This is a genomic window from Pseudoruegeria sp. SHC-113 (assembly GCF_025376885.1).
Classification (GTDB): Bacteria; Pseudomonadota; Alphaproteobacteria; order Rhodobacterales; family Rhodobacteraceae; genus Pseudoruegeria.
The window spans coordinates 2,780,898-2,803,685 of record NZ_JAHUBR010000001.1 but is presented as its reverse complement, the minus strand read 5'-3'; the positions used below and the strand labels follow the sequence as shown (position 1 = coordinate 2,803,685).

The following is a 22,788-nucleotide window of genomic DNA, read 5'->3' as shown; positions in this document are numbered from 1 at the left end:
GCCCGGCTTTACGCGGGGCGTGTCACCAGCACGTCGCAGGGCGGGTTGCGCACCAGCCCGGCGGCGAAGCTGCCCACGATCCAGCGCGCCGCCGTGGCGCGGCTGTGGGCCCCGATGGCGATCAGGTCCGGGCCGAAGAGCGCCAGTTTCGCGTCCAAAAGCTGCTGGGCGGACCCCTCGCTGATGTCGGGCAGGGGGAAGCTCTCGGGCAGGCCCGATTGCGCCTGCCAGCGGTCGCGCTCCTCGTGGGCTTCGTTCAGAAACACATCCTCCATGCCCTTCTCGGGGCCACCGCGCGCCATGCCCTGATAGGGCACATGCACCGCGTGGAAGGCGGCGATCTCGGCGGCTGGCGCCACTTTCAGCGCCGCTTTCGCCGCTGCCGTGGAGGCGGGCGAGAAATCCATCGGCACCAGAACCTTCGTATAAGGCGCATCGGCAGGCAGCGAAGCCAGCAGGACAGGGCGGCGCACGATCCGCACCAGATGCTCCAGCGTGGTTTCGCGCATCCCGTCCAGAAAGCCGCGCCGCCGGTGGGCGCCGAGCACGATCAGATCGCTGTCATAATCACGGGCGCAGGCGCGGATGCATTGCGCCGGATCGCCGGTGAGCACCTCAATGGAGAAAGGCGCGGGATGTTTTGCGGCCTCCGCCCGACAGAGCGCCTCCAGCATCTCCTGCGCGTCGATTTGGATCTTGGCCGACATGGTGGCGGGCAGATCCTCATCCGCGACCTTCACTACCGTCACCGAGGCCCCGGATTGCGCGGCCAGTTGAAAGGCGCGGCTGAGCGCATGGGCGGAGCGGCCCGACAGATCAGTGGCAACCACGATGTTCTTCATGCCGTTCCCCTTTGCCTTCCACGGGCCACAGTGTTCACCAAACAGTAAGATGGCTCTCACGATCCTGTCACCCCCGTTCTTTCCACTCGCGCCGCAAGGGGAGCGGTGTGTAAGCATTGGGTCAACAGGTGACGCACAACAGGAAGATCCCCATGCAGGCCATTATCCTCATTGCTCTTTTCGGGCTCGTCATTGCCGCAAGCCTCGCCGTCGCACCGCGCAAGGCCACGCCGGAGGGCTTCTTCGGCGGCATCGGCGCGCAGGGCGCGGCACCGGGGCTTTGGACGCTCGTTCTGAGCCAGGTCACCACCTGGATCTTCGCCCGCTCGCTGATGAACGCCGCGATCCTCGGCTATTTCTACGGCATGGCCGGAACCCTCGCCTATGCAGCCTACTATGGCTCCTTCCTGACCGGCGGCTTCATCGTGGCGCGCATCCGCGCAGGCGGCGGGCGCAGCGTGCAGGACTGGCTTTCGCAGCGCTTCGGTGGCTTTGGCACCGGCTGCTACAATTTCGTCATCGGGCTGCGGCTGCTGTCGGAGGTCTTCGCAAACCTGCTCGTTGTCGGCCTGATCTTCGGCGCGGTGCTGCCCGGGGTAGAGGGCGCGCAGCTTTGGTCGGTGCTGGCGGTCGCGGGCTTTGGGCTGGCCTATTCCGCGGCCGGCGGGCTTTCGGCTTCGCTGCGCACCGATGTGGTGCAGATGATCGTCTTCCTCGTGGTCTTCGCCGCCGCCTTCCTCGCGCTGATCCTCAGCCCCGGCTTCTCGCTTGCCGCCGTGCTCACCGCGCCGGGCACCTCGGGCAGCTACAACGGCTGGGTGCTGCTACTGGTGGCCTTCCTGCAGGTCTTCTCCTACCCGGCGCATGATCCTGTGATGATGGACCGTGGCTTCCTGGCCGATGCGCGCACGACGAAGCTTTCGTTCCTGCACGCCTTCTGGATCAGCACGGCCTGCATCATCGGCTTCGGCTTCTTCGGCATTCAGGCCGGCCTTGTGGGCGCGGGCTATGAGGGCGAGCTGATCGGAACCTGGGCCGGGATGTTCCCGCCGTGGATCTTCGCCGCGCTGCTGCTCTCGTTGCTCGTCTCGGCTCTCTCTACGCTGGACAGCGCCCTGGCCTCCGCCGCGCGGCTCTGCGTGGAAGAGCTGCGCTGGCTGCCCCGCACGCTGTCGGGTGGGCGGATCGCCATGGTTGCCTTCATGGGCATCGGCGCGCTGCTGACCCTTTCGGGCAACCAGACGCTGTTTGACGCCGTGGCCGTCTCCGGCACCGCGAGCATGTTCCTGACGCCGGTGCTGATCATCGGACTCGTGCAGGGCCGCGCCATCCCGCGCTGGGCCTTCGGCGTGGCCTTTGCTGCCGCCATGCTGGGGGCTGCCGCCTATTTCCTGCGCGCCGAGCCCTTCGTGGCCGCGCTGCTGCCGGAGGGACACAAGTACGAGCAGTTGCTGGCGATCTGCGTCGTGGTTTTGGTCGTGGGCTTTGCAGCTGTTCTCACCGGCGCGCGCGCGGCGGCGAGGGTTGTGCCGGGCAATTAGGGCTGGTATCTGCCTGAGGAAAGCCCGATGGAATTGATCGGGTACACTTCAGGCAAGAACCTTTGGCAGGCACCGCACCCAGACTGGAAATCCGCAACATCACCCGCCGCTTCGGCGGCCGCAACGTGGTGGACGGCGTCTCGCTGCAGATCGCGGCGGGGGAAGTGACCTGCCTGCTCGGCCCTTCGGGCTGCGGCAAATCAACGACCTTGCGCATCATCGCGGGCGTGGACATGCAGAGCAGCGGCGAGATCTACGTCGACGGCAAGCTTGTCTGCGACACGATCCACCGCGTGCCGCCGGAAGGGCGCGGCATTGGCCTGATGTTTCAGGATTTCGCGCTGTTTCCGCACCTGACCATCGCGCAGAACGTCGCCTTCGGCCTCAAAGGGAGTGCGGCGGAGAAGCGCGCGCGGGTGGAGGAGCTGCTCACCCGCGTGGGCCTTCTGCATTTTGCCGACGAACACCCGCACCAGCTTTCGGGCGGCGAGCAGCAGCGCGTGGCACTGGCCCGAGCGCTAGCTCCACGCCCGCGCATCATGCTGATGGACGAGCCCTTCTCCGGCCTTGATAACCGCCTGCGCGATGACATCCGCGATGAAACGCTTGCGGTGCTGAAGGAAGAAGGCACGGCGGTTCTGCTGGTCACGCACGAGCCCGATGAGGCCATGCGCATGGCCGATCAGATCGCGCTGATGCGCGACGGCAAGATCGTTCAGCAGGGCGCGCCCTACAACATCTACAACAAGCCTGTGGACCGCGCCGCGGCGGCCTTCTTCTCCGACATCAACGTCATTCAGGGCACTGTGCGCGGCGCGCTGACCGAAACGGCCTTCGGCCAGTTCCTTGCGCCCGGCGTGGCGGATGGCACCGAAGTGGATATCGTGTTCCGCCCGCAGCACTTGAAGATCGATTTCGACCGCGCCGGGAAAGGGCCCAATCCGACGCCTCTGGCCGGGGTGCCAGCGCGCGGCGTTGTGGAACGGGCGCGCTTCATGGGGCGTGAAAGCCTCGTGGAATTCCGCATGGATTTCGACGGCTCGATCCTGAAGGCCACCGTGCCCAGCGTTTTCCTGCCCAAGCCCGGCACGCCGCTCTGGCTCACCGTGCGGCGCGAACGCTGCTTCGTTTTCGCAGGTAAGAAAGCTTAAGCGTGGGCCGGGCGGCACGCGCCCGGCTTAAGGTTTTGGCTTACTTGTATTCTTCCACCTTCAACGCATCGATGCGGTAGGCGACATCCACGCTGGCCTGTCCGTCTACAAGGTTCACCTCGCGGCGGGAGAGATCGCTCAGCATGTCGCCGGTGATCCAGACGGGCGTGTAGAGCCCCGTCACCTCGATGCCTTCGGGGTAGGTCACGTAAACGACCTGATTGGGGGCAGGGGGCGGGGTGTGGATGCAGGCACCCACGGTGGGCACCAGCAGGAATTCGGTCGTTTTGCGACCATCCAGTTGCAAGGGCAGCATGTAGCCGGGGATGCGGACCGATTTTCCGATGAGATCCTCGTTCACACTCTCATAGGCCTCGCGGCGCTTCTCGCGCACAATATCGCGCATTCCGAACAGATACTGGATGTCGAGCCCCTGATCCGTGAGCCGGGCGCGGGCTTCCTCCACCTGAGCGGGGTAGTCCTCGAACTCGGCGAATTTCTGGGGATCCTGCTCGTAGTCGTAGATGAAGCGCAGATCGGCGAGATCTTCATAGGTGAGATCGAGGAAAGGGTCCTCGTAGGGTTCCTGCACCGGCAAAAGCCCGTCCCAGTAGACGACCTCGCTTTCCGTGGCCGCCACGGGGGCGGAAAGAAGGAGCGAAAGCCCGGTGGCGAGGATCAAGCGTTTCATTTGTCGGTTTCCTGTGTCGTCTTTTGTCTCGTGTCGGCTCAGAGCCGAGGGGTCAGCCCGTCGGCCAGCGTTGCGCGGTAGGTGCGCCATGCGGGGGCGAGGCTGGCCAGCAGGGCCGCCAGCAGCACCGCGCCGAGCAGCATAAGCTCCCGGCTGGAAAGCGCCCAGCCCAGATGCAGGCCGAACTCGCGCGCGAGCAGCGGCGCCGCCACCGCCTGCAACAGGTAAAGCAGAATGAGCCCGGCGCAAATTCCCAATCCCGTGATCAGCAGCGCCTCGCCAAGGATCAGCCGCATGATCATCGCGGGCGTCGCACCCACCGAGCGCAGGATGGCGAACTCGCGCCGCCGCCCTTCGAGCGTGGCCGCAAGCATCACCACGAGGCCGATCAGCCCGGCAACAACAACGGCCCAACTCATGGCGCGCAGCGTGTCTTCGGCGGTGCCGGTGATCTGCCACAGCCCCTGCAGCGAGACGGCGGGCATCACGGCGGTGAGCGGCGCGGCCTCATATTGGTTCACCTTGCGCTGCACGTTCAGGATCGCCGTGGGGGAGGCCAGCCCGATGAAAACGGCGTTCACGGCCTTGGGGCGGTAGGGGGCATTGGCCTCCGCGGGCACAGTGGGGGCGGAGGGGGCGGCGAAAGGGTCTGCCGTTGCGGGCGCTGCGGCGCTGTCGGCGTGGATCGCGTCAAACCCTTCGAGCGGCACATAGACCATGCGATCCACCGGCGTGCCGGTTGGGGCAAGGATGCCGACGACGGTGAAAGGGGCTTCATCATGCAGATCGAAGGAGACATCGCCCGCGCCATGGGCGTTCACGATGGTGGTGCCAAGCCCGTAGCCCTGCCGGGTGGCCACTTCCGCCCCGATCACGGCCTCTTGGGAGGTGTCAAAGCTGCGCCCCTGTGCGAAGGCAAGCGCCTCGCGGCGGCCATATTGGAAACGCTCGAAATAGGTGGGCTCGGTGCCGATCACCGGGTGGCCCCGGTGGTTGTCCCCTTGTGAGATCGGCACGGCCCACGCGACTTCCGGCATGGCGCGCAGGGCCTCGACGGCGTCCCAATCCAGCGTGTTGGAGGTGGAGCCGATGCCGAAAACGGCGGCCAGCAGGATCTGCAGATCATTGCCACGCGCCGCGACGATCAGATCGGTGCCGGAAACCGATTGCGTGAACCCATCGCGCGCCTGCTGGCGCAGTCGTTCGATGCCCAGCAGCAGCGCCACGGACAGCGCGATGGCCAGTACCGTGAGCAAGAGCGTGAAGCGCCGGTTCAGCAGGCTACGATAAGCAAGCGCGATCATGCGGCGGCCTCGGCTTGGGCGAAATCGCGAAACGCCAGCGCGCGGTCAAAGGGCGCGGCGAGGCGCGGGTCGTGGCTGACGAAGAGAAGGCTGCTGCCCGCTTGCGCGCATTCGGCCATCAGGAGGTCAAGGAACTCGGCCTTCACCTCTTCATCCAGCGCAGAGGTCGGCTCATCGGCAAGCACCACCGGCGGACGGCCCAGAAGCGCGCGGGCGGCAGCGACGCGTTGTTGCTGGCCGACCGACAGGCGGGAGACGGGCGCGGCCAGAAGCTCCGGCGCGCCCATGCGCAGATGGGTGAGCAGCCGCAGCGCCTCGGCCGCAGGATCGGCCCCGCAGGCGGCGCGGCGCTTGGGCGAAAACCGCACCGAAAGCAGCACGTTCTCCAGCACGGAAAGGTAGGGCAGCAGGTTGAACTGCTGAAAGATCACCCCCATCCGCTCCGCCCGGAAGCGATCCCGCGCCCCGGCGGAGAGGCTGCCAAGATCGGTGCCATCCACGCACACTTCGCCCGAGTCGGCCTTCAGCACGCCGGAGACAAGGCCAAGGAAAGTGGATTTCCCGCAGCCCGAGGGGCCATGCAGGAAGGCGGTTTCGCCTTTGCCAAGGTGGAAAGCGTCGATCTTCAACCGCGCCACACCAGCGCCGGGCGCGGCCGTAGCCCCCGGCCAGCTGTAGGCAACATTGCTCAGATCGATCATGCGCAGGTGGCCTCGGCTCGCTGGTGCTTAGCCGCCCAACGTCATGTGCCGGGCGCGCGCGCCGCGTTCGATGGCGGCGGCGTGCAGGCGGTCGATGTTCAGCTCGTAGCGGATCTCTTCCAGCAGGCGCAGCTCGGGGCCGTGCAGCGTGCCATCGGCGGCGGCCACGTCGCAGGCCATGGCATAGGCCGTTTCGTAAAGCCGCTCCGGCAGGTTCTCGCGCACGAGACCGAAGAGCGCATCGAGCCCGTCTTCCTCTTCCAGAAGGTCAAAAACGATGTTGCTCACCGTGCTCATGCGGTCCTGATCGTAATCGTGGAACACCGGGAAATGGTTCACGATGCGCTGGATCGTGACAAGCTCGCTGGTGCGGACCACCTCGTCGGAAGCGGATTCGGCGATCATGATGGCCACGAGGCAATCTTGCGCCGTGAGGGTGGTGGGGATCTGGGACACGGGTCTTCTCCAATAACTGGCTTGAAGCGAGGATAGTGGCGGGCCGCGCCAAGGGCCAGAGGGCAAAACCGCCGATCGGCGGGGTTTTGCGCCGCAGGCGCGTGCCGGTTTGCCGCGAAACCGCTACCGGTTTCGCGCCGCGCCGTTAGAGTGGGGCGAAACGGGAGAATAGGCATGGGTAGGGGCATGGAAAAACCACGGATTATTGTTGTCGGCGCGGGGCTTATCGGGCAGCGCCATATCGCGATGCTGGGCGCGCGCGGCTGGCTGGCGGGCATCGTGGATCCGGCCCCGCAGGCCACGCAGGTGGCTGCGCAGGCCGGGGTGCCGTTGTTTGCCGCGCTGGATGAAGCGCTTGAGGCCGTGACGCCCGATGGTGCGCTGCTGGCCTCGCCCAACCAGCTCCACGTGGCGCAGGCGCTGGCCTGCGTGGCGCGCGGGGTGCCGGTGCTTGTGGAGAAACCTATCGCCGACAAGGTGGAAGAAGCCGAGCAACTGGTGGCGGCGGCGCAGGCGGCGGGCGTGCCGGTGCTGGTGGGCCATCATCGCCGCTACAACCCGCTGATCCGGGCCGTAAAAGAGGCCATCGAGGCTGGGCGTCTGGGGCGGATCGTAGCGGCCAACGCTTTGTTCTGGCTCTACAAACCCGAAGATTACTTCGCGCCCGATTGGCGGCGCGCGGAAGGGGCGGGGCCTGTTTTCATCAACCTGATCCATGATCTGGACCTGCTGCGCCACCTCTGCGGTGAGGTCACGGCGGTGCAGGCCGTAGAGAGCAACGCGGTGCGCGGCTTCGCCGTGGAAGACACAGCCGCCATGCTGCTGGAGTTCGCAGGCGGCGCGCTGGGAACGGTGTCGATCTCCGACTGCGCGGTGTCGCCGTGGAGCTGGGAGTTTGCGTCCGGCGAGAACCCGGCCTATCCGAAAACCGACGTGCCCGCCTATACGATCGCAGGCACCCGTGGCGCGCTGTCGATCCCCGATCTGGGGCTCTGGCACCACCCTCAAAAGCGCGGCTGGTGGGAGCCGATCACCCGCGAGGGCCTCACTGTGGAAGCGGAAGATCCGCTGGAAGCGCAGCTGGATCATTTCGCAGAAGTGATCGCCGGGCAGGCCGCGCCGCTGGTGAGCGGCGAGGAGGGGCTGCGCACGCTGCGGGTGCTCGCCGCCGTCAAACAGGCCGCGCGCGAGAAACGCCGCGTCGTGATTGCCCCATGAACAGTTGGCGATGGGTGAGAGGGGCGCTCCCTCCCGAGCCGCGAACCGCCCGGATCTCAAAGCAGGAAATCGCTGCGTCCGAAATCTTCCGCTGTCTGATCAAGAAACAGGATTGAATCTGCTGTGCCATGGATCGTCATCAGCACGTCATCACCCACCTGTTCGAAACTTAGCTGCTGCCACCTGACCAGATCGGGGTAGGCGCGCAGGTCAATTCGATCCGTCTGGTGTTCGAAATCCGTCACAGTGTCAGATCCGAATTCAGCGCGGAACACGAACCAATCCCTGCCGGCACCGCCTGTGAGGATGTCGTCTCCGGTGCCGCCGTCCAGCGTGTCGCGATCTGCTCCACCGTCCAGCACGTCGGCTCCTGCGCCGCCGTCCAGAACATCGTTGCCGTCGTCGCCTGAAAGGACGTCGCCGCCTTCGTTGCCGCGGAGGGCGTCGCGGCCCGCACCGCCGTCGAGCTGATTGTCGCTGGCGTTTCCGATCAGATCATCATCGCCATCTCCGCCGACAAGATTTTCGATCCCTGACAGCGTGTCGCCTTCGGCGTCGCCCGACGATCCCGTGCCATCCACGAGAGACACGATAACATCTTCGCTGCCTTCATATACCGCCGTGTCGGTCCCGTCGCCGCCGTCCAGAACATCCGCTCCGGCCCCGCCGACCATCGTGTCGTCACCCGCCCCGCCATTCAGCGTGTCGTCTCCGGCCTGGCCAATCAGGTGGTCGTCCCCACCCAACCCCAGAATCTGATCATCGCCCTCGGTGCCCTCCAGCGTGGCATCGCCGCCGCCGATTTCAAGCACCGAGACTCCGCTATCGGATGCGCCGGAGGCAACATAGAACAACCGGCCTTCAATCTCCGTGAAGGCGCCGTGCAATGTGCCCGCAAAAGCAGTGTTGCCGTCATCGGACAGGCGCCCGACAAGCGAGAGCCCTCCATTGGACTGCACGGCAAACACACTCACTGTTCCAGCTGTTTGCGATGCGACGGCGAGCAGGGTTGTGCCGCCGATATCATGGGTGGATAGCCCGTGTGCTCCGGCCATTGCCGGATCGCTGACCTGCCCCGAGGGGGTCAGGGTTCCGTCAGGGGATACGGAGAAGATCGAAACCCCGGCTTCGGCCTGGCTGGCGACGTAGAGATAGGTGGTGCCATCAATGTCGACGGAGGCCATCTCCGCCGGTCTGCCCAGCAACGTGGCAGCGCTGTCGGCGAGATCGAACCGAGGCGTCAGACCGCCGGCGGGATCCATCTCGAACACGCTGATCCCGTCGTCCAGATACCCGGTTACAAAGACCAGAACCTTCCCGCCTACCGTGGTGGCATGGCTGAAATAGGCGTTTTGAAGCTCGAGGTTGCCGGAGTCCGGGATGCTCTGCACGTGGCTGAAGTGCAGGTTCTGCCCGATTTCCAGAACAGAGATCCCGCTGTCATTGTAACCGGCGACGACGACGAACGTCCGGCTCCCAATGGTGACGCTTGTAAGGCCGGAAGCGCCGTCGAGTTCGAGTGCCGGTGTGTCTGAGATACTGTCGACATGCGAGAGTGCGCCGGTGGACGGGTCGACGGAGAACAGGGAAAGGCCGTCGTCGAATTGACCACTGGCCAAAAGGTACGTCGATCCGCCGATCTCGAGACTTGTCAGTTGAAAGGCCCCGTCCAACTCAACGGTGCCGTCGTCTTCCACATCGGGCAGCGGCAGCAGTGTTCCGTTTGAGGTGAGTTCGAAAACGGCAATGCCATCGTCGACGATTGAGGCGACGTAGAGAAACGTGCGTCCGCCGATCGTCACGAGCTCAACATCGGCAGCGACCAGAAATTCAAGCGTTGGATCGTCGAACACGGTTGAGACAGTCTGAATGTCTGAAGGCAGTAGCGTCATTTTGCACTCCCGAGAAGCGATTGCAAAAGAGACCGTCGTCTGATGGGTGGCGGCGGTCAGCTTTGGGATGTGACCTGCTGTTCGTGCGTGGTTGCGGGTGTCATGATACCATGTTTTACAGGCATCTGAAACGTGGTCCGCGCGTGGTGTCCTTTTCCCATAAGGACCAAGGGGCTTGCGCCGTGTGCGCAGACAGGGTTGTTCAGGTCTTATTCGGCGCGAATCTGGCGCCAAACGCGCATCGGAACATTGACCTTAAGCTGAGCCGCACTTAGGACACGCTTTGTCGTGGCACGGGGCTGCGATACTAAGGAAAAGTTAGCACGATGTCTGATCTTCGCGAGACTGCAATGAGTTCGAAAGCCTGGCCCTTCGAGGAAGCGCGCCGGGTGCTCAAACGCTATCAGAAGCAGCCGCCCAAGAAGGGCTTCGTGCTGTTTGAGACGGGCTATGGCCCGTCGGGCCTGCCTCATATCGGCACCTTCGGCGAAGTGGCCCGCACCACGATGATCAAAACCGCTTTCGAGGTGATCAGCGATCTGCCCACCAAGCTCATCTGTTTTTCGGATGATCTGGACGGCATGCGCAAAGTGCCGGGCAATGTGCCCAACCAGGAGATGCTGAAAGAGCATCTGCAGAAGCCGCTCACCTCGGTGCCGGACCCGTTCGAGGAATTCGATAGCTTCGGCCATCACAACAACGCCATGCTGCGCCGTTTCCTCGACACCTTCGGGTTCGAGTACGAGTTCTATTCGGCCACCGAATACTACCGCTCCGGTGCTTTTGACGAGATCCTGAAACGCGCCTGCGAGAAGTATGACGCGATCATGGAGGTCATGCTCAAATCCCTGCGCGAAGAGCGCCGCCAGACCTATTCGATCTTCCTGCCGATCCACCCGGAAACCGGCCGCGTGCTCTATGTGCCGATGAAGAAGGTGGATGCGGAAAACCACACGATCACCTTCGACGATGAGACCGGCAAGGAATGGACGCTGCCTGTCACCGGCGGCAACGTTAAGCTGCAGTGGAAGCCCGATTTCGGCGCGCGCTGGGCGGCGCTGGAGGTCGATTTCGAGATGTACGGCAAGGATCACTCCACCAACACGCCGATCTACGACAGCATCTGCCGCATCCTTGGCTGGCCCGCGCCGGAGCATTTCACCTACGAGCTGTTCCTTGATGAGCACGGCCAGAAGATCTCCAAATCCTCCGGCAACGGCGTGTCGATCGACGAGTGGCTGACCTATGCCTCCACCGAGAGCCTTGCCTACTTCATGTATCAGAAGCCGAAAACGGCGAAGCGGATGCATTTCGACGTGATCCCGAAGGCGGTGGATGAATACCACCAGCAACTGCGCGCCTACCCGGATCAGGATCTGAAGGCCCAGTTGAACAACCCGGTCTGGCATATCCACGGCGGCGACGTGCCGATCTCCGACATGGTGGTGCCCTTCTCCATGCTGCTCAACCTCGCTTCCGTGTCCGGGGCCGAGGAGAAAGACAAGCTCTGGGGCTTCATCCAGCGCTATGCGCCCGAGGCCAGCCCCGAGGCCAACCCGCAGATGGATCAGGCCGCCGGTTTCGCCGTGCGCTACTACAATGATTTCGTGAAGCCCGCGAAGGTCTACCGCGCGCCGAGCGAGCAGGAGCGCGCCGCACTCACCGATCTGGTGGCCGCCCTGAAGGACATCGACGTGGCCAAGGCGATGATCGAGAAGAAGAACGCCGCGATGGGGCAGGAGGCCGATTTGTCGGGCTTCAGCTTCGAGGATGCGGACGATCTGCAGTCGCTGGTGTTCGCTGTGGGCAAGAACCACGGGTTCGAGAACCTGCGCGAATGGTTCGGCGCGCTTTACGAGGTGCTGCTGGGCGCAAGCCAGGGCCCGCGCTTCGGCGGCTTCATCGCGCTTTACGGGGTGGATGAGAGCATCGCGCTGATCGAAAGCGCGCTTGCAGGTGAGCTGGCCTGATAAGGGACCTAGCATTAATCTGGGAGAGGCGGCTCTTTGAGGCCGCCTTTTTCTTTGCCCGGGGCGCGCAGCGGCCCGGGCAGCGCCGGCCCGCCCCCATGGGGCGGCGCTGCCCTTTGTAGCGAAAAGTGACCCTGTTGGATCGAAAAAGGCCCGGCGCTCCCCCCGCGCCGGGCCTTGCTGTCTGGCTTGAGGGCCAATCCGCCGGACAGATGCGAACCTACCGCGCCCGCTGACCTTCCGCGTCGAAGTAATAGGCTTTCTCCGGCGCGAACCCGAGGCCGATGGTTTCATCCACCGCCACGTTGCTTTGGCCAAAAAGCCGCACCGTCATGTCCAGCCCCTCGGCATCCACGATCAGGTTCGTATCGCCGCCGAGGTGCTCCACATGGATCACGCGGCCTTTCAGCGGACCATCCGCGCTGAGCGTGATATCCTCCGGGCGAATGCCCAGCGTGCGCGGATCGCCCTCCGTCACGCGCGCGGCGGGCAGGAAGTTCATCGAGGGCGCGCCAAGGAAGCCCGCGACGAACTGGTTGGCGGGGTTGTTATAAAGCTCCATCGGCGAGCCGATCTGCTCCACGCGCCCGTCGCGCAGCACGACGATCTTGTCCGCGAGCGTCATGGCTTCGGTCTGGTCGTGGGTGACGTAGATCATCGAGGCGGCCAGCTGGCGGTGCAGGTTGGCGATCTCGATCCGGGTGTTCATCCGCAGGGCGGCGTCGAGGTTGGAGAGCGGCTCGTCGAACAGGAAGAGCTTGGGCTGGCGTACGATGGCGCGGCCGATGGCGACGCGCTGGCGCTGACCGCCCGAAAGCTCGGACGGGCGGCGGTCAAGGTAGGCGCCCAGATCCAGCATCCGGCTGGCTTCCTGCACGCGGGCCTCGATCTCGTCCTTGGAAACCTTCGCCTGTTTCAGCGCCAGCGCCATGTTGCCGCGCACAGTGAGATGCGGGTAGAGCGCGTAGGACTGGAACACCATCGCGATGCCGCGCTTGGCAGGCGGTGTGGCGTTCACCTGTTCGCCGGCGATGTTGATCTCGCCGGAGGTGGCATCCTCCAGCCCCGCGATCACGCGCAGCAGGGTGGATTTCCCGCAGCCCGAGGGGCCGACGAAGACGACGAATTCGCCGTCTTCCACGTCTAGGTTGATGTCTTTCAGCACCTCCACGGGGCCGAAGGATTTGCAGACGTTGGTGAGGGAGAGGGCGGTCATGTCAGGCCTCCTTCAGATCAATGGGTTGGCCGGTGCGAATGCTTTCGTCGGCGGCAAGGCAGATGCGCAGCGATTGCACGGCATCCTGCATGTGGCGGGTTAGGTCTGTGCCTTCAGCGATGGCCCGCAGCATGTAGGCCTGCTCGGCGTCACAGAGTTCCTGATGGCCGGGTTCATCTGGCATCTCGATGGTGCGGTCACTTTTAGAAGTGTGCACAAGTAGACCGCCGACCTTGGTGTGGCCGTCGATATCGCTGCTTGCGCCCTTGTTGCCATCGGTGATGGAGACAGAGCCGTTGGGCGAAACGATGTCTTTCACGAAGAAGGCGGTTTCGCTCATCATCGGGCCCCAGCCGGCCTCGTACCAGCCCACAGAGCCGTCCTCGAAAATCACCTGGAACTGGCCGTAGTTATACATGTCGGGCGCGATTTCGTCAGAGAGCCGCAGGCCCATGCCGTGCACGCGCGCCGGTTTGGCGTCGGTGATCTGGCACATGACATCCACGTAATGCACGCCGCAATCCACGATCGGGCTTGTCGTCTGCATCAGCGCCTTGTGGGTTTCCCATTCCGCGCCCGAGGATTGCTGGTTCAGGTTCAGGCGGAACACGTAAGGCCCGCCAAGGCCGCGCGCTTCCTTGATGAGCCGCACCCAGGAGGGGTGGTGGCGCAGGATATAGCCGACAACGAGCTTGCGATTGTTGGCTTTCGCGCAGGCCACGACGCGCTCGGCATCGGCCACGGTGGTGGCGAGCGGTTTCTCCACGAACACATGCGCCCCGGCTTCCATTGCAGCGCAGGCGTAGTCGGCGTGGCTGTCGGAGTAGGTCGCGATGACGACGAGATCGGGTTTGGTGGCCGCGAGGGCGTCGTGGAAGTCGCTGAAGGCGGGGTATGCAGACAGCGCGGGATGGTCCACGCGGCCGGAGCGGTTCACGAGGCCGACGATTTCGGCGTCAGCGTGGTGATGGTGGGCCAGCGCATGGGAGAGGCCCATGTTGCCAAGGCCGGCGATGAGAACGCGTGTCATAGGCGGGCTCCTTGATTGACGGCAAGCGGAAGCCGGGGCGCAGAGACCCGCGGGGTGGCGCAATCGCGCCGCCCCATGGGGGCGGGTCGGCGCGGCCCGGCGGCGGGGCCGCCGGGCGATACCAGCGATGGACGGTGCATTTTCCCCCCACCCGCGGCCGGGGGCAGCCCTCTGTTGGAGGTCCGGGCGAAAATCATTTCACCGCTCCCGAGGTGATGCCGCGAATGAGCTGGCGCGAGAAGATCACGTAGAGGATCAGCACCGGCAGGATCGCCATGGAGAGCGCGGAGAGCACCGCGTTCCAATCCGTCACGAACTGGCCGATGAAGACCTGCGAGCCCAGCGTGAGCGTCTTGGTTTCTTCTGCCGGCGCAAGGATCAGCGGGAACCAGAGGTCGTTCCAGATCGGGATCATGTTGAACACCGCCACCGTCGCCATTGCCGGCCGCACCAGCGGCAGCACGAGGCGGAAGAAGATGGTGTATTCGCTCAACCCATCGATGCGGCCTGCGTTCTTCAGGTCGTCCGAGACCTGCCGCATGAACTCGCTGAGAATAAACACCGCCAGCGGCAGCCCTTGCGCGGTGTAGACAAGGATCAGCGCCCAGAGCGTGTTCACGAGGCCCGTGGCCACCATCATTTCAAGAATGGCCACGGTGCCGATGCGGATCGGGATCATGATCCCGAGCGCCAGATAGAGCCCCATCACGAGGTTGCCCTTGAAGCGGTATTCGGCCAGCGCGAAGGCGGCCATGGCGCCAAAGAGCAGCACGAAGAACAGCGAGGCCACCGTCACGATCAGCGAGTTCTGGAAGTAGAGGAAGAAATCCCCCTGCTTCATCACCGTCTGGTAGCCGATCAGGCTGAAGGTCTCGCTGTCGGGCAGCGCCAGCGGTTCGCGGAAGATGGCTTTGCGCGTCTTGAAGGAGTTGATGAGGATCACGAAGACGGGGAAGAGGGCAATGATCGTGTAAAGGATCAGCGCGCCGTGCATCGCGAAGAGGTTGAGCGGGTTAGTGCGGGCCTTGTGCATTCTCTCAACTCCTCACAGCTGGTAGCGGCGCAGGCGGGTCTGGATCCCGAAGAGGTAGATGCAGACGCCCACGAGGATGATGGCGAACATGGCTCCGGCGATGGCCGATCCCATGTGCGGATCGCCCAGTTGCAGTTGGAAGCCGAAGAAGGTGCGGTACATGAAGGTGCCGAGGATGTCGGTGGAGAAATCCGGCCCCGCCAGCGCGCCCTGCGCGGCGTAGATCAGGTCGAACGCGTTGAAATTGCCCACGAATGTGAGGATCGAGATGATCCCGATGGAGGGCAGGATCAGCGGCAGCTTGATCTTCCAGAAGGCGGCCATGCCGGTGATGCCGTCGATCTCGCCGGCTTCCAGGATTTCTTCGGGGATCGACAGCAGCGCGGCGTAGATCAGCATCATCGGGATGCCGACGAACTGCCACACGGAAATCAGCGCCAGCGTGGTGAGGGCGTATTCTTCCTTGCCCAGCCAGGGCGCGAAAAGCGATTTCAGACCGACTGCATCGAGCATGCTCGGCGCGATGCCCCAGATCGGCGAAAGGATCAGCTTCCAGGCGAAGCCGACGATCACGAAGCTCAGGATCGTGGGGATGAAGATGGCGGAGCGGTAGAGCGCGGCGAAACGCAGGCGCGGGTGGCTCAGGATGGCGGCCAGCGCCACGCCGATCGGGTTCTGCACCAGCATGTGGATCAAAAAGAACCAGAAGTTGTTGCCAAGCGCGTTCCAGAACGCCTCGGACCAGATCGGATCGCCAAACAGCGTGCGGAAGTTCTGCATGCCGACGAAAACGCGGGCCTGATCGACCTCGCTGTAAAGGGCGAGGCGCAGCGTGTTGAACAGCGGAAAGATCATCACGGCGGTGTAGACAAGCACGGCCGGAGCCAGGAACACCACGATGTGCCAGCGGATACGGGGCATTAGGGAAAACCTCCTTGGGAGTGTCCGGGCGCGCGTACAGGCGCGCCCGGATCAGGTCGCAGTAACGGGAGGGGTTACTGCTGCGGTGCGAACCAGGAGGCGAGGCCGTCCTGCAGTTTCTGGCCAAGGGCTTCCGGCGTTTCGGTGCCCTTGATCGCCGCCACGGACGCGCCCCAGGTCTCGTTTTCGAGGTTCGGGGTGCCGCGCGACAGGATCTGGTAGGTGGAGCGGATCGTGCTTTCGCACTCGCTGCGCCAGCCCACGAATTCCTGCGCCAGCGGATCTTCCATCGGCACGTCGAAGTTCGACAGCGAGAAGAAGCCCGGCAGGGCGTTGGCGTAGATCGAGGCGAACTCTTCGGAGCCGACCCACTCAAGGAAGGTCTTGGCGGCTTCCATGTTCGGGGAGGCTGCGTTCAGGCCCACGGCGATGTCGGTGTGATCCGAGATGTAGCAGGTGTCGCCCGCGGCTTTCACCGGCGGCTTGAACGCGCCCATCTCGAAATCGGCCAGCGCGTTGAAGCCGGTGATTTCCCAGGAGCCTGCCGGGTAGATCGCTGCGCGGCCCAGCGTGAAGAGGTTCTGGCTGTCGGGGTAGGTCTGGGCTTCAAAGCCGTCACCCAGGTAAGCGCCCCATTTGGCCAGCGTCGCGTAAGGCGCAACCCAGGCTTCGTCGGTGAGCTTCTGCTCGCCGTTGATCAGCGCAAGGCGGCCTTCTTCGCCTTTCCAGTAGTTCGGGCCGATGTTGTTGTAGCCCATGGTGGCGGCTTCCCACTGGTCATTTGTGCCCATGGCCATCGGGATGTAGGTGCCGTCTTCCTTGATGGTCTCCAGCGCGGCGAAGAATTCGTCTTCGGTCTGCGGAACCTCGAGGCCCAACTCGGCGAAAGCGTCCTTGTTGTAGATGAAGCCGTGGATCACGGAGGCCATCGGCACGCAGAAGGTGGCCGCGCCGTCGTCGGTCTGCCAGGCGGATTTGGCCACGTCAGAGAAGTTGGCCATGGCCCCAAGGCCGGAGAGATCGGCGAGGTGGCCGGCGTCATAGAGCGCGAGCGAGGCGTCGAACGGGCGGCAGGTGATCAGATCGCCCGCGGAGCCTGCGTCCAGCTTGGAGTTCAGCACGGCGTTGTATTCGGCCGGGGCGGAGGGGGTGAATTTCACCTTGATGCCGGGGTTGGCGGCTTCGAAGGCGGGGATGATCTTTTCCTGCCACAGGGCGAGGTCATCGTTGCGCCAGCTTTCGATGGTGATCGTGGTGTCCTGCGCGGCAGCAGCGCCGGCGAGGCAGGTGCTGGCCATCAGGGTCAGCAGGGCGTGTTTGGTCTTCATGGTTCCCTCCAGGTTGGGTTGGTCAGGCCGGTGTTCCCGGCTTTTCGAGTAAAGTGAACGCGCGGCGCAGTACGCCGCCCGAGGCCGAAAGAAGTGCCTCGGCTTCCGCCGTGCTGGCAGCACCGCGGGCAATCAGGACGGCGGGTTTGACCGCGCCATCGGTTGTGGCAAGCGCCGCGCGGGCCGCCTCGCGCGGCACATCGGCGGCGGCGGCAACGATGCCTTCGGCCCGTGCGCGCAGCTTGATGTTGGTGGCTTGCACGTTGACCATCAGCCCATCGTGCACATGGCCAAGCTCGATCGCCATCAGCGTCGAGAGCGTGTTGAGCGCGATCTTTTGCGCGGTGCCTGCGCCCATGCGGGTGGCACCGGCCACAGGCTCGGGCGGGGTGGGCAGGAAGATCGGGTGATGGGCGGCTTTCAGCAGTGGCGCATCAGCATTGTTGGCGATGGCGATCACGGCGGCGCCGTTTTCGCGCGCCGCTTCAGCTGCCGCGCAGGTGTAGGGCGTGCGGCCTGATGCGGCGACGGTGATCACGCAATCCTGCGGCCCGGCCAGCGCGCCGACAGCGGCCCCGGCCTCGGCGTCATCTTCGGTCCCACCGGGCATGGAGCTGTCCTGCGGGACACCCCCTGCCATATGGATTCGCACCTGCGCGGTGTCGATCCCGAAGGTGCCTTCCAATTCCAGAGCGTCCGCGAGGGCCATGAGTGCCGACGAGCCAGCGGCCACATAATGCAGTGTGCCCCCGGCGCGGATCGTGGCGGCCATGGCAGCGGCAGCGGGGGGCAGGCTATCGGCGCAGGCTGTTGCGGCGCGGGCAGCCTCGGCCTGCGCGGCAAAGAGAAACGCGGCCGCCTCAGCCGGGGCGCGTTGATCCAACCCCTCCGACTCAGGCCTGCGCTCTTCTGTGCCTTGCTGTGCCATGCGATTCTCCCCCTTGGTTGTCGCTAGGATACCTTTTAGATACCATTTGTCTACCATTTTATGGTCTGGTTCGGTTTTGCGCCTGATTTGAAAGGAAAATTGAAGATTTTGCTGCATTTGGTATCTAAAAGGTATTTAAATTGGCAGAGAGGTATCGTATCACTGTCCGCATGAGACACGACTCGCACATCATCGCCGTGGATGGTGGCGGCACTCGGTGCCGCTTCTTGATCGAGGGCTGCGGGCAGCGCCACGCGGTGGAGCTGGGCGCCGCCAATGTGACCACCGGCTTTGCCACGGCCACGGCTGTGCTGCGCGAAGGCATCGCGGCGCTGGGCGCGGCGGCGGGCCTTTCGGAAGCCGCCCTGCGCGCCACGCCCGCTTTCATCGGCCTTGCGGGCGTGAAGGGCGACAGCATGATCGCCCGCGTCGCGCAGGCGCTGCCACTGGATCATGTGCGCGTCGATGAAGATCGCCCCGCCGCCATCCGCGGCGCTTTGGGCGCGCGGATCGGGGCCGTGGCCCATTGCGGCACCGGCTCCTTCCTTGGGCGTCAGGCCCCGGACGGGCTGCGCGTGCTCGGCGGTTGGGGCACGGTTCTGGGCGATGAGGCCTCGGCCTATTGGGTGGGCCGCCAATTGCTCTCCGCCGCCGTGAACGCCGAAGACGGTATCCTGCCGCGCACGGGCGTGATCGAGGGCCTTTCAGACATTTTCGACGGCCCGCAGGCCATCGTGAGCTTCGCGTTCGAAGCTCCGCCGCGCGAGGTGGCCGCGCTGGCCCAACGCGTGACGCAAGCCGCGGCCGGGGGTGATCCCGTAGCCCGTCAGATCCTGCAGGAGGGCGCCGCCTACCTGATGCGCAGCCTTTCGCATCTCGGCTGGCAGCCGGGCGAGCCGCTGTGCTTCACCGGCGGCATCGGCCCCCATTACACCGATTACCTTCCGCCGGAGGCGCGCGCCTCGATTGCCGCGCCCGAAGGCAGCACCATGGACGGCGCGCTCGCGCTGGCCCGCGATTTCAGCGAGGCATTGGCAGCATGACGATCACCGAGTTCCTGACCCCGGAAGACTGGCTCGGCAAGGGCACCGGCCCGCGCTACGTGCAACTGCGCCGCCGCCTTGAAGAGGCCATCGAGCAGGGCATCCTCTCGCCAAACGCCTCGCTGCCGCCAGAGCGCGAGCTGGCCGAACTGACAGGGCTATCGCGCGTCACCGTGCGCAAGGCCATTCAGGAACTCGTTGCCAAGGGCGCGATCATCCAGCGGCAGGGATCGGGCTCCTTCGTGCGCGATGCCGCGCCGCGGGTGGAGCAATCGCTCTCCGTGCTCACCTCCTTCTCGGAAGACATGCAGCGGCGTGGGCTGGAAACGCGCTCCACCTGGCTGGAGCGGGGCGTTTTCATGCCGTCGCCGGAAGAAATGGTGGCGTTGGGGCTCGGTGCGGATGCCTCCGTGGCCCGCATCGCCCGGATCCGCGAAGCCGGCGGCAAGCCCATGGCCATCGAACGCGCGGCCCTGCCGACCGACATCCTGTCGAACCCACTTCTGGTGACAACCTCGCTCTACGAGGTGCTGGAAGCCGAAGGCCTGCGCCCGGTGCGCGCCATTCAGAAAATCTCGGCCATCAACCTCGAAGAGGATGACGCGGCTCTGCTGGATGTGGAGCCGGGCGTCGCCGGGCTGAGCATCCAGCGCACTTCCTACCTGGCCAGCGGCCGGGTGGCCGAATTCACACGATCCACCTACCGCGGTGACGCCTACGATTTCGTGGCCGAGCTGCGGCTTTCCAACGCGAAGGACAAGAGATGAACGCACAGACCACGCAGATGCGCCGCGAGATCGAAGAGATCCCGGTGGCCGTCGAGCGCCTGCTGAGCGAAGGGCAGGGCGGTATCACCGCCGCCGCCGAAGCGATCCGCGCCGCTGACCCGGCCTTGCTGGTATCCGTTGCCCGGGGCTCTTCCGATCACGCCTGCACCTACCTGAAATACGCAAGCGAGCTGCTGCTGGGCCTGCCGATGGCCTCCGTCGGCCCCTCGGTGGCTTCGGTTTACGGCGCGGAGCTGAAACTGGCGCGCGCCGCCTGCATCTCGGTTTCCCAATCGGGCAAGAGCCCAGACATCGTGGAGATGACGCGCAGCGCTCGCGCGGGCGGGGCCTATGCCGTGGCGATCACCAATGATCTGACTTCGCCGCTGGCGCAAACCGCCAACGCCGCCCTTGGCATCTGCGCCGGGCCGGAGCTTTCGGTGGCCGCCACGAAAACCTTCGTCACCTCGCTCGTGAGCGGGCTGTGGCTGCTGGCTGAGTGCAAGCAGGACAAAGCGCTGCTCGATGCCATCCGCCTGCTGCCCGCTGAGCTTGATGCCGCTACGCGCTGCGACTGGAGTGCAGCGGTTGATGCGATCACCGGCTCCTCGCTCTACACGCTGGGGCGCGGGCCGTCTTGGGCGATCTCCAACGAAGCAGCCCTGAAGTTCAAGGAAACCTGCCAGATCCACGCCGAGAGCTATTCCTCGGCGGAGGTGCTGCATGGGCCGGTTTCGATCGTGGATCAGGATTTCCCGGTGATCGGCTTTGCCGCGGCCGATGCCGCTGAAGGCGCGCTGGTGGATGTGGCCGCGCAGATCGCTGGCAAGGGCGCGCAGGTCTTCGTGACGTCTGACAAGGCCCATGGCGGCGCGCAGGTGCTTGCCCATCAGCGCACCAGCCATTGGCTGACCGATCCGATCGCGCTCATCGTGTCGTTCTATGCGATGGTGGAGCAGGTCGCCGCGAAGCGCGGGATCAACCCGGACGCCCCGCGCCACCTCAAGAAAGTGACGGAAACCGTCTGATGGCCGGACGCACCCTCTATTGTGGCGGCGCGCTGTTTGACGGCGCGCGGCTGCATCCCGAGGCCGGGCTGCTGATCGAGAGCGGCCGGGTTGCGGCCATCGGGGCAGGGCCGGAGACGCCTGCCGATGTGATGGTGGATCTGCAGGGTGATATCCTCTGCCCTGGCTTCGCCGATCTGCAGGTCAACGGCGGCGGCGGCGTAATGTTCAATGACGCGCCCACGCCGGAAACGCTGGCCACGATCGCTCAGGCGCATATGGGGCTGGGGGCGGGGGTGATCCTGCCGACGCTGATCACCGATACGCCCGAACAGACCCGCGCCGCCATCGCCGCCGCTATTGAAGCGGTGCGGGGGGGCGTGAAGGGGATCGGAGGGCTGCACCTTGAGGGGCCGCATCTTTCCGTGGCCCGCAAGGGCGCACATTCCGCCGCGCTGATCCGCCCGATGGAGGCAGAGGATCTTGCCGCCCTTCTGGCCGCCGCTGAAGCGCTGCCCGCGCTGATGGTGACAGTCGCGCCGGAGAACGTGACGCCCGATCAGGTCAGCGCGCTGGCAGGCGCGGGTGTGATCGTCTCGCTCGGCCATACCGACACCGATTACGACACCGCCATGGCCTACCAAGAAGCGGGCGCGGCGTGCGTCACTCACCTGTTCAACGCCATGAGCCAGATGGGCAACCGCGCCCCCGGCGTCGTTGGGGCGGCTTTGGACAATAGCGGGCTGGCTGCTGGGCTTATTGCGGATGGCATCCATGTCCACCGCGCCTCGATCCGCGCCGCATGGGCGGCCAAACAGGGCCCCGCGCCGATCTTCCTTGTCTCGGATGCGATGTCGCCAGCGGGCACCGATCAGGCACGCTTCACGCTGAACGGGCGGGAGATCCGCCGCGAGGCGGGGCGCCTGACGCTGGCCGATGGCACCTTGGCCGGGGCGGATCTGGATCTGACCACCGCCATTGGCGTGCTGCACCGCGCAGTTGGCGTTCCACTGGCCGATGCCTTGCGCGCGGCTACGAGCGCGCCGGCCGATGTGGCCGGGCTTGCGGAAGCATGCCGTATCCGCGTGGGGGAACCCGATCCCGTGCTGCGCGTGGCGGCGGATTTCTCGGGCTGCAGCTGGGTGCTGGCCCCCTAAGCCGCTTTCTGAACGCCTGTTCAGACTAGCTGGAGAGCGTGAGGAGGGCGCGGCGCAGGGCGGCGGCCTCTTCCGCGCTCAACCGCGCCAGCAGCGCCGCATCGTAACGGCGCGCCTCTTCCACCAGATCGCGGTAGACCTTGGCCCCGGCGGGGGTGAGCGTCAGATGCTCAAGCCGCCTGTCGCCCTCGTCTTTCTCGCGCTTGAGGTAGCGTTTGTCCTCCAGCGCCTTCACCGCGCGGCTGATCTTGGTCTTATGCGTCTTGGCACGCTCGACGATCTCTTTCGCGGTCATGTCACCGTAGCGCCCGAGGTGGAACAGCACCCGCCACTCGCTGCGCAGGATGCCGTAGCGCCCCTTGTAGATCTTCTGAAACCCCAGCCCGCAGGCCTCGGCGGACTGGTTCAGCAGGTAGGGCAGGAAATCCTGCAGATCGAAGGCGTCATCTATGGGCATGGGGCGATCATGGGGTGGGGGCGCAAGCGTTGCAACCGGTTACAGCCGGGCTGCCTCGCGCTGCAAGGGCAAAGTTTTCCTTGCCGGGGCGCTATGTTCCGCTAAGGAAAGGCCAAAGCACGCAAGGCCAAGGAG

21 protein-coding genes are annotated in these 22,788 nt (G+C 65.0%); 8 read left to right on the top strand and 13 right to left on the bottom strand.

Going from position 1 to position 22,788, the window contains the following annotated elements; genetic code table 11:
- Window positions 1-8 precede the first annotated feature (8 nt).
- A complete protein-coding gene (locus KVX96_RS13735) occupies window positions 9-842 on the bottom strand; it encodes a universal stress protein (protein WP_261195090.1) in 834 nt (277 codons plus the stop codon).
- A gap of 152 nt (window positions 843-994) precedes the next feature.
- On the opposite strand from KVX96_RS13735, the gene KVX96_RS13730 reads away from it, so the two are divergent.
- Window positions 995-2,383 (top strand): sodium:proline symporter, encoded by a 1,389-nt coding sequence (locus tag KVX96_RS13730; protein ID WP_261195088.1) that lies wholly within the window; start codon window positions 995-997, stop codon window positions 2,381-2,383.
- A gap of 62 nt (window positions 2,384-2,445) precedes the next feature.
- On the top strand, window positions 2,446-3,534 hold the full coding sequence (locus KVX96_RS13725) for an ABC transporter ATP-binding protein (protein ID WP_261195087.1): 1,089 nt from the start codon (window positions 2,446-2,448) through the stop codon (window positions 3,532-3,534).
- A gap of 40 nt (window positions 3,535-3,574) precedes the next feature.
- Here KVX96_RS13725 and KVX96_RS13720 read toward each other — a convergent pair whose 3' ends face one another.
- Genes KVX96_RS13720 through KVX96_RS13705 form a run of 4 tightly spaced genes read right to left on the bottom strand, consistent with a single transcriptional unit; the run spans window position 3,575 to window position 6,635 of the window.
- Window positions 3,575-4,225: a DUF3299 domain-containing protein gene (locus KVX96_RS13720; protein WP_261195086.1), complete on the bottom strand. Its 651-nt coding sequence runs from the start codon at window positions 4,223-4,225 to the stop codon at window positions 3,575-3,577.
- A 38-nt stretch (window positions 4,226-4,263) separates the two neighbouring features.
- On the bottom strand, window positions 4,264-5,529 hold the full coding sequence (locus KVX96_RS13715; RefSeq protein WP_261195085.1) for an ABC transporter permease: 1,266 nt from the start codon (window positions 5,527-5,529) through the stop codon (window positions 4,264-4,266).
- Window positions 5,526-6,230 (bottom strand): ABC transporter ATP-binding protein, encoded by a 705-nt coding sequence (locus tag KVX96_RS13710; RefSeq protein ID WP_261195084.1) that lies wholly within the window; start codon window positions 6,228-6,230, stop codon window positions 5,526-5,528. Before KVX96_RS13710 ends, KVX96_RS13715 begins: the two co-directional genes overlap by 4 nt.
- 27 nt (window positions 6,231-6,257) lie before the next feature.
- Complete coding sequence (locus KVX96_RS13705; protein ID WP_261195460.1) at window positions 6,258-6,635, bottom strand: tellurite resistance TerB family protein; 378 nt, start codon at window positions 6,633-6,635, stop codon at window positions 6,258-6,260.
- 237 nt (window positions 6,636-6,872) lie between these two features.
- On the opposite strand from KVX96_RS13705, the gene KVX96_RS13700 reads away from it, so the two are divergent.
- A complete protein-coding gene (locus KVX96_RS13700; protein WP_261195083.1) occupies window positions 6,873-7,904 on the top strand; it encodes a Gfo/Idh/MocA family protein in 1,032 nt (343 codons plus the stop codon).
- Between the two features lie 56 nt (window positions 7,905-7,960).
- Here the strand turns inward: KVX96_RS13700 and KVX96_RS13695 are convergent, their stop codons facing one another.
- Window positions 7,961-9,796: a M10 family metallopeptidase C-terminal domain-containing protein gene (locus KVX96_RS13695; RefSeq protein WP_261195082.1), complete on the bottom strand. Its 1,836-nt coding sequence runs from the start codon at window positions 9,794-9,796 to the stop codon at window positions 7,961-7,963.
- A gap of 326 nt (window positions 9,797-10,122) precedes the next feature.
- Between KVX96_RS13695 and KVX96_RS13690 the strand changes: the two genes are divergently transcribed.
- Window positions 10,123-11,766 carry a lysine--tRNA ligase gene (locus KVX96_RS13690; RefSeq protein ID WP_261195081.1) on the top strand — a complete coding sequence of 548 codons (1,644 nt, stop codon included), beginning with the start codon at window positions 10,123-10,125 and terminating at the stop codon, window positions 11,764-11,766.
- 220 nt (window positions 11,767-11,986) lie between these two features.
- Here the strand turns inward: KVX96_RS13690 and KVX96_RS13685 are convergent, their stop codons facing one another.
- The 6 genes from KVX96_RS13685 to KVX96_RS13660 form a co-directional block, all read right to left on the bottom strand.
- Window positions 11,987-12,982: an ABC transporter ATP-binding protein gene (locus KVX96_RS13685; RefSeq protein ID WP_261195080.1), complete on the bottom strand. Its 996-nt coding sequence runs from the start codon at window positions 12,980-12,982 to the stop codon at window positions 11,987-11,989.
- Window position 12,983: 1 nt separating this feature from the next.
- On the bottom strand, window positions 12,984-14,012 hold the full coding sequence (locus KVX96_RS13680; protein WP_261195079.1) for a Gfo/Idh/MocA family protein: 1,029 nt from the start codon (window positions 14,010-14,012) through the stop codon (window positions 12,984-12,986).
- A gap of 193 nt (window positions 14,013-14,205) precedes the next feature.
- Entirely contained in the window at window positions 14,206-15,045 is an 840-nt protein-coding gene (locus KVX96_RS13675; protein WP_261195077.1) for a carbohydrate ABC transporter permease, read from the bottom strand.
- A gap of 12 nt (window positions 15,046-15,057) precedes the next feature.
- A complete protein-coding gene (locus KVX96_RS13670; RefSeq protein ID WP_261195076.1) occupies window positions 15,058-15,966 on the bottom strand; it encodes a carbohydrate ABC transporter permease in 909 nt (302 codons plus the stop codon).
- A 74-nt stretch (window positions 15,967-16,040) separates the two neighbouring features.
- The gene (locus KVX96_RS13665) at window positions 16,041-17,294 is read right to left on the bottom strand and encodes an ABC transporter substrate-binding protein (protein WP_261195075.1); all 1,254 of its coding nucleotides are present in this window, start codon (window positions 17,292-17,294) and stop codon (window positions 16,041-16,043) included.
- Window positions 17,295-17,316: 22 nt separating this feature from the next.
- The gene (locus KVX96_RS13660; RefSeq protein ID WP_261195074.1) at window positions 17,317-18,222 is read right to left on the bottom strand and encodes an N-acetylmuramic acid 6-phosphate etherase; all 906 of its coding nucleotides are present in this window, start codon (window positions 18,220-18,222) and stop codon (window positions 17,317-17,319) included.
- Window positions 18,223-18,392: 170 nt separating this feature from the next.
- Here KVX96_RS13660 and KVX96_RS13655 point away from each other — a divergent pair, with 170 nt between their 5' ends.
- The 4 genes from KVX96_RS13655 to nagA are packed head-to-tail and all read left to right on the top strand — an operon-like array spanning window position 18,393 to window position 22,196.
- The gene (locus tag KVX96_RS13655; protein ID WP_261195073.1) at window positions 18,393-19,265 is read left to right on the top strand and encodes a BadF/BadG/BcrA/BcrD ATPase family protein; all 873 of its coding nucleotides are present in this window, start codon (window positions 18,393-18,395) and stop codon (window positions 19,263-19,265) included.
- Window positions 19,262-20,032 (top strand): GntR family transcriptional regulator, encoded by a 771-nt coding sequence (locus KVX96_RS13650; protein WP_261195072.1) that lies wholly within the window; start codon window positions 19,262-19,264, stop codon window positions 20,030-20,032. The genes KVX96_RS13655 and KVX96_RS13650 overlap by 4 nt, the downstream gene beginning before the upstream one ends.
- Window positions 20,029-21,060, top strand: coding sequence for an SIS domain-containing protein (locus tag KVX96_RS13645; RefSeq protein ID WP_261195071.1), 1,032 nt, complete (start codon window positions 20,029-20,031; stop codon window positions 21,058-21,060). The genes KVX96_RS13650 and KVX96_RS13645 overlap by 4 nt, the downstream gene beginning before the upstream one ends.
- On the top strand, window positions 21,060-22,196 hold the full coding sequence (gene nagA / locus KVX96_RS13640; RefSeq protein ID WP_261195070.1) for an N-acetylglucosamine-6-phosphate deacetylase: 1,137 nt from the start codon (window positions 21,060-21,062) through the stop codon (window positions 22,194-22,196). The genes KVX96_RS13645 and nagA overlap by 1 nt, the downstream gene beginning before the upstream one ends.
- Before the next feature lie 25 nt (window positions 22,197-22,221).
- Here nagA and KVX96_RS13635 read toward each other — a convergent pair whose 3' ends face one another.
- Window positions 22,222-22,653, bottom strand: coding sequence for a MarR family transcriptional regulator (locus tag KVX96_RS13635; protein ID WP_261195069.1), 432 nt, complete (start codon window positions 22,651-22,653; stop codon window positions 22,222-22,224).
- Between the last annotated feature and the right edge of the window lie 135 nt (window positions 22,654-22,788).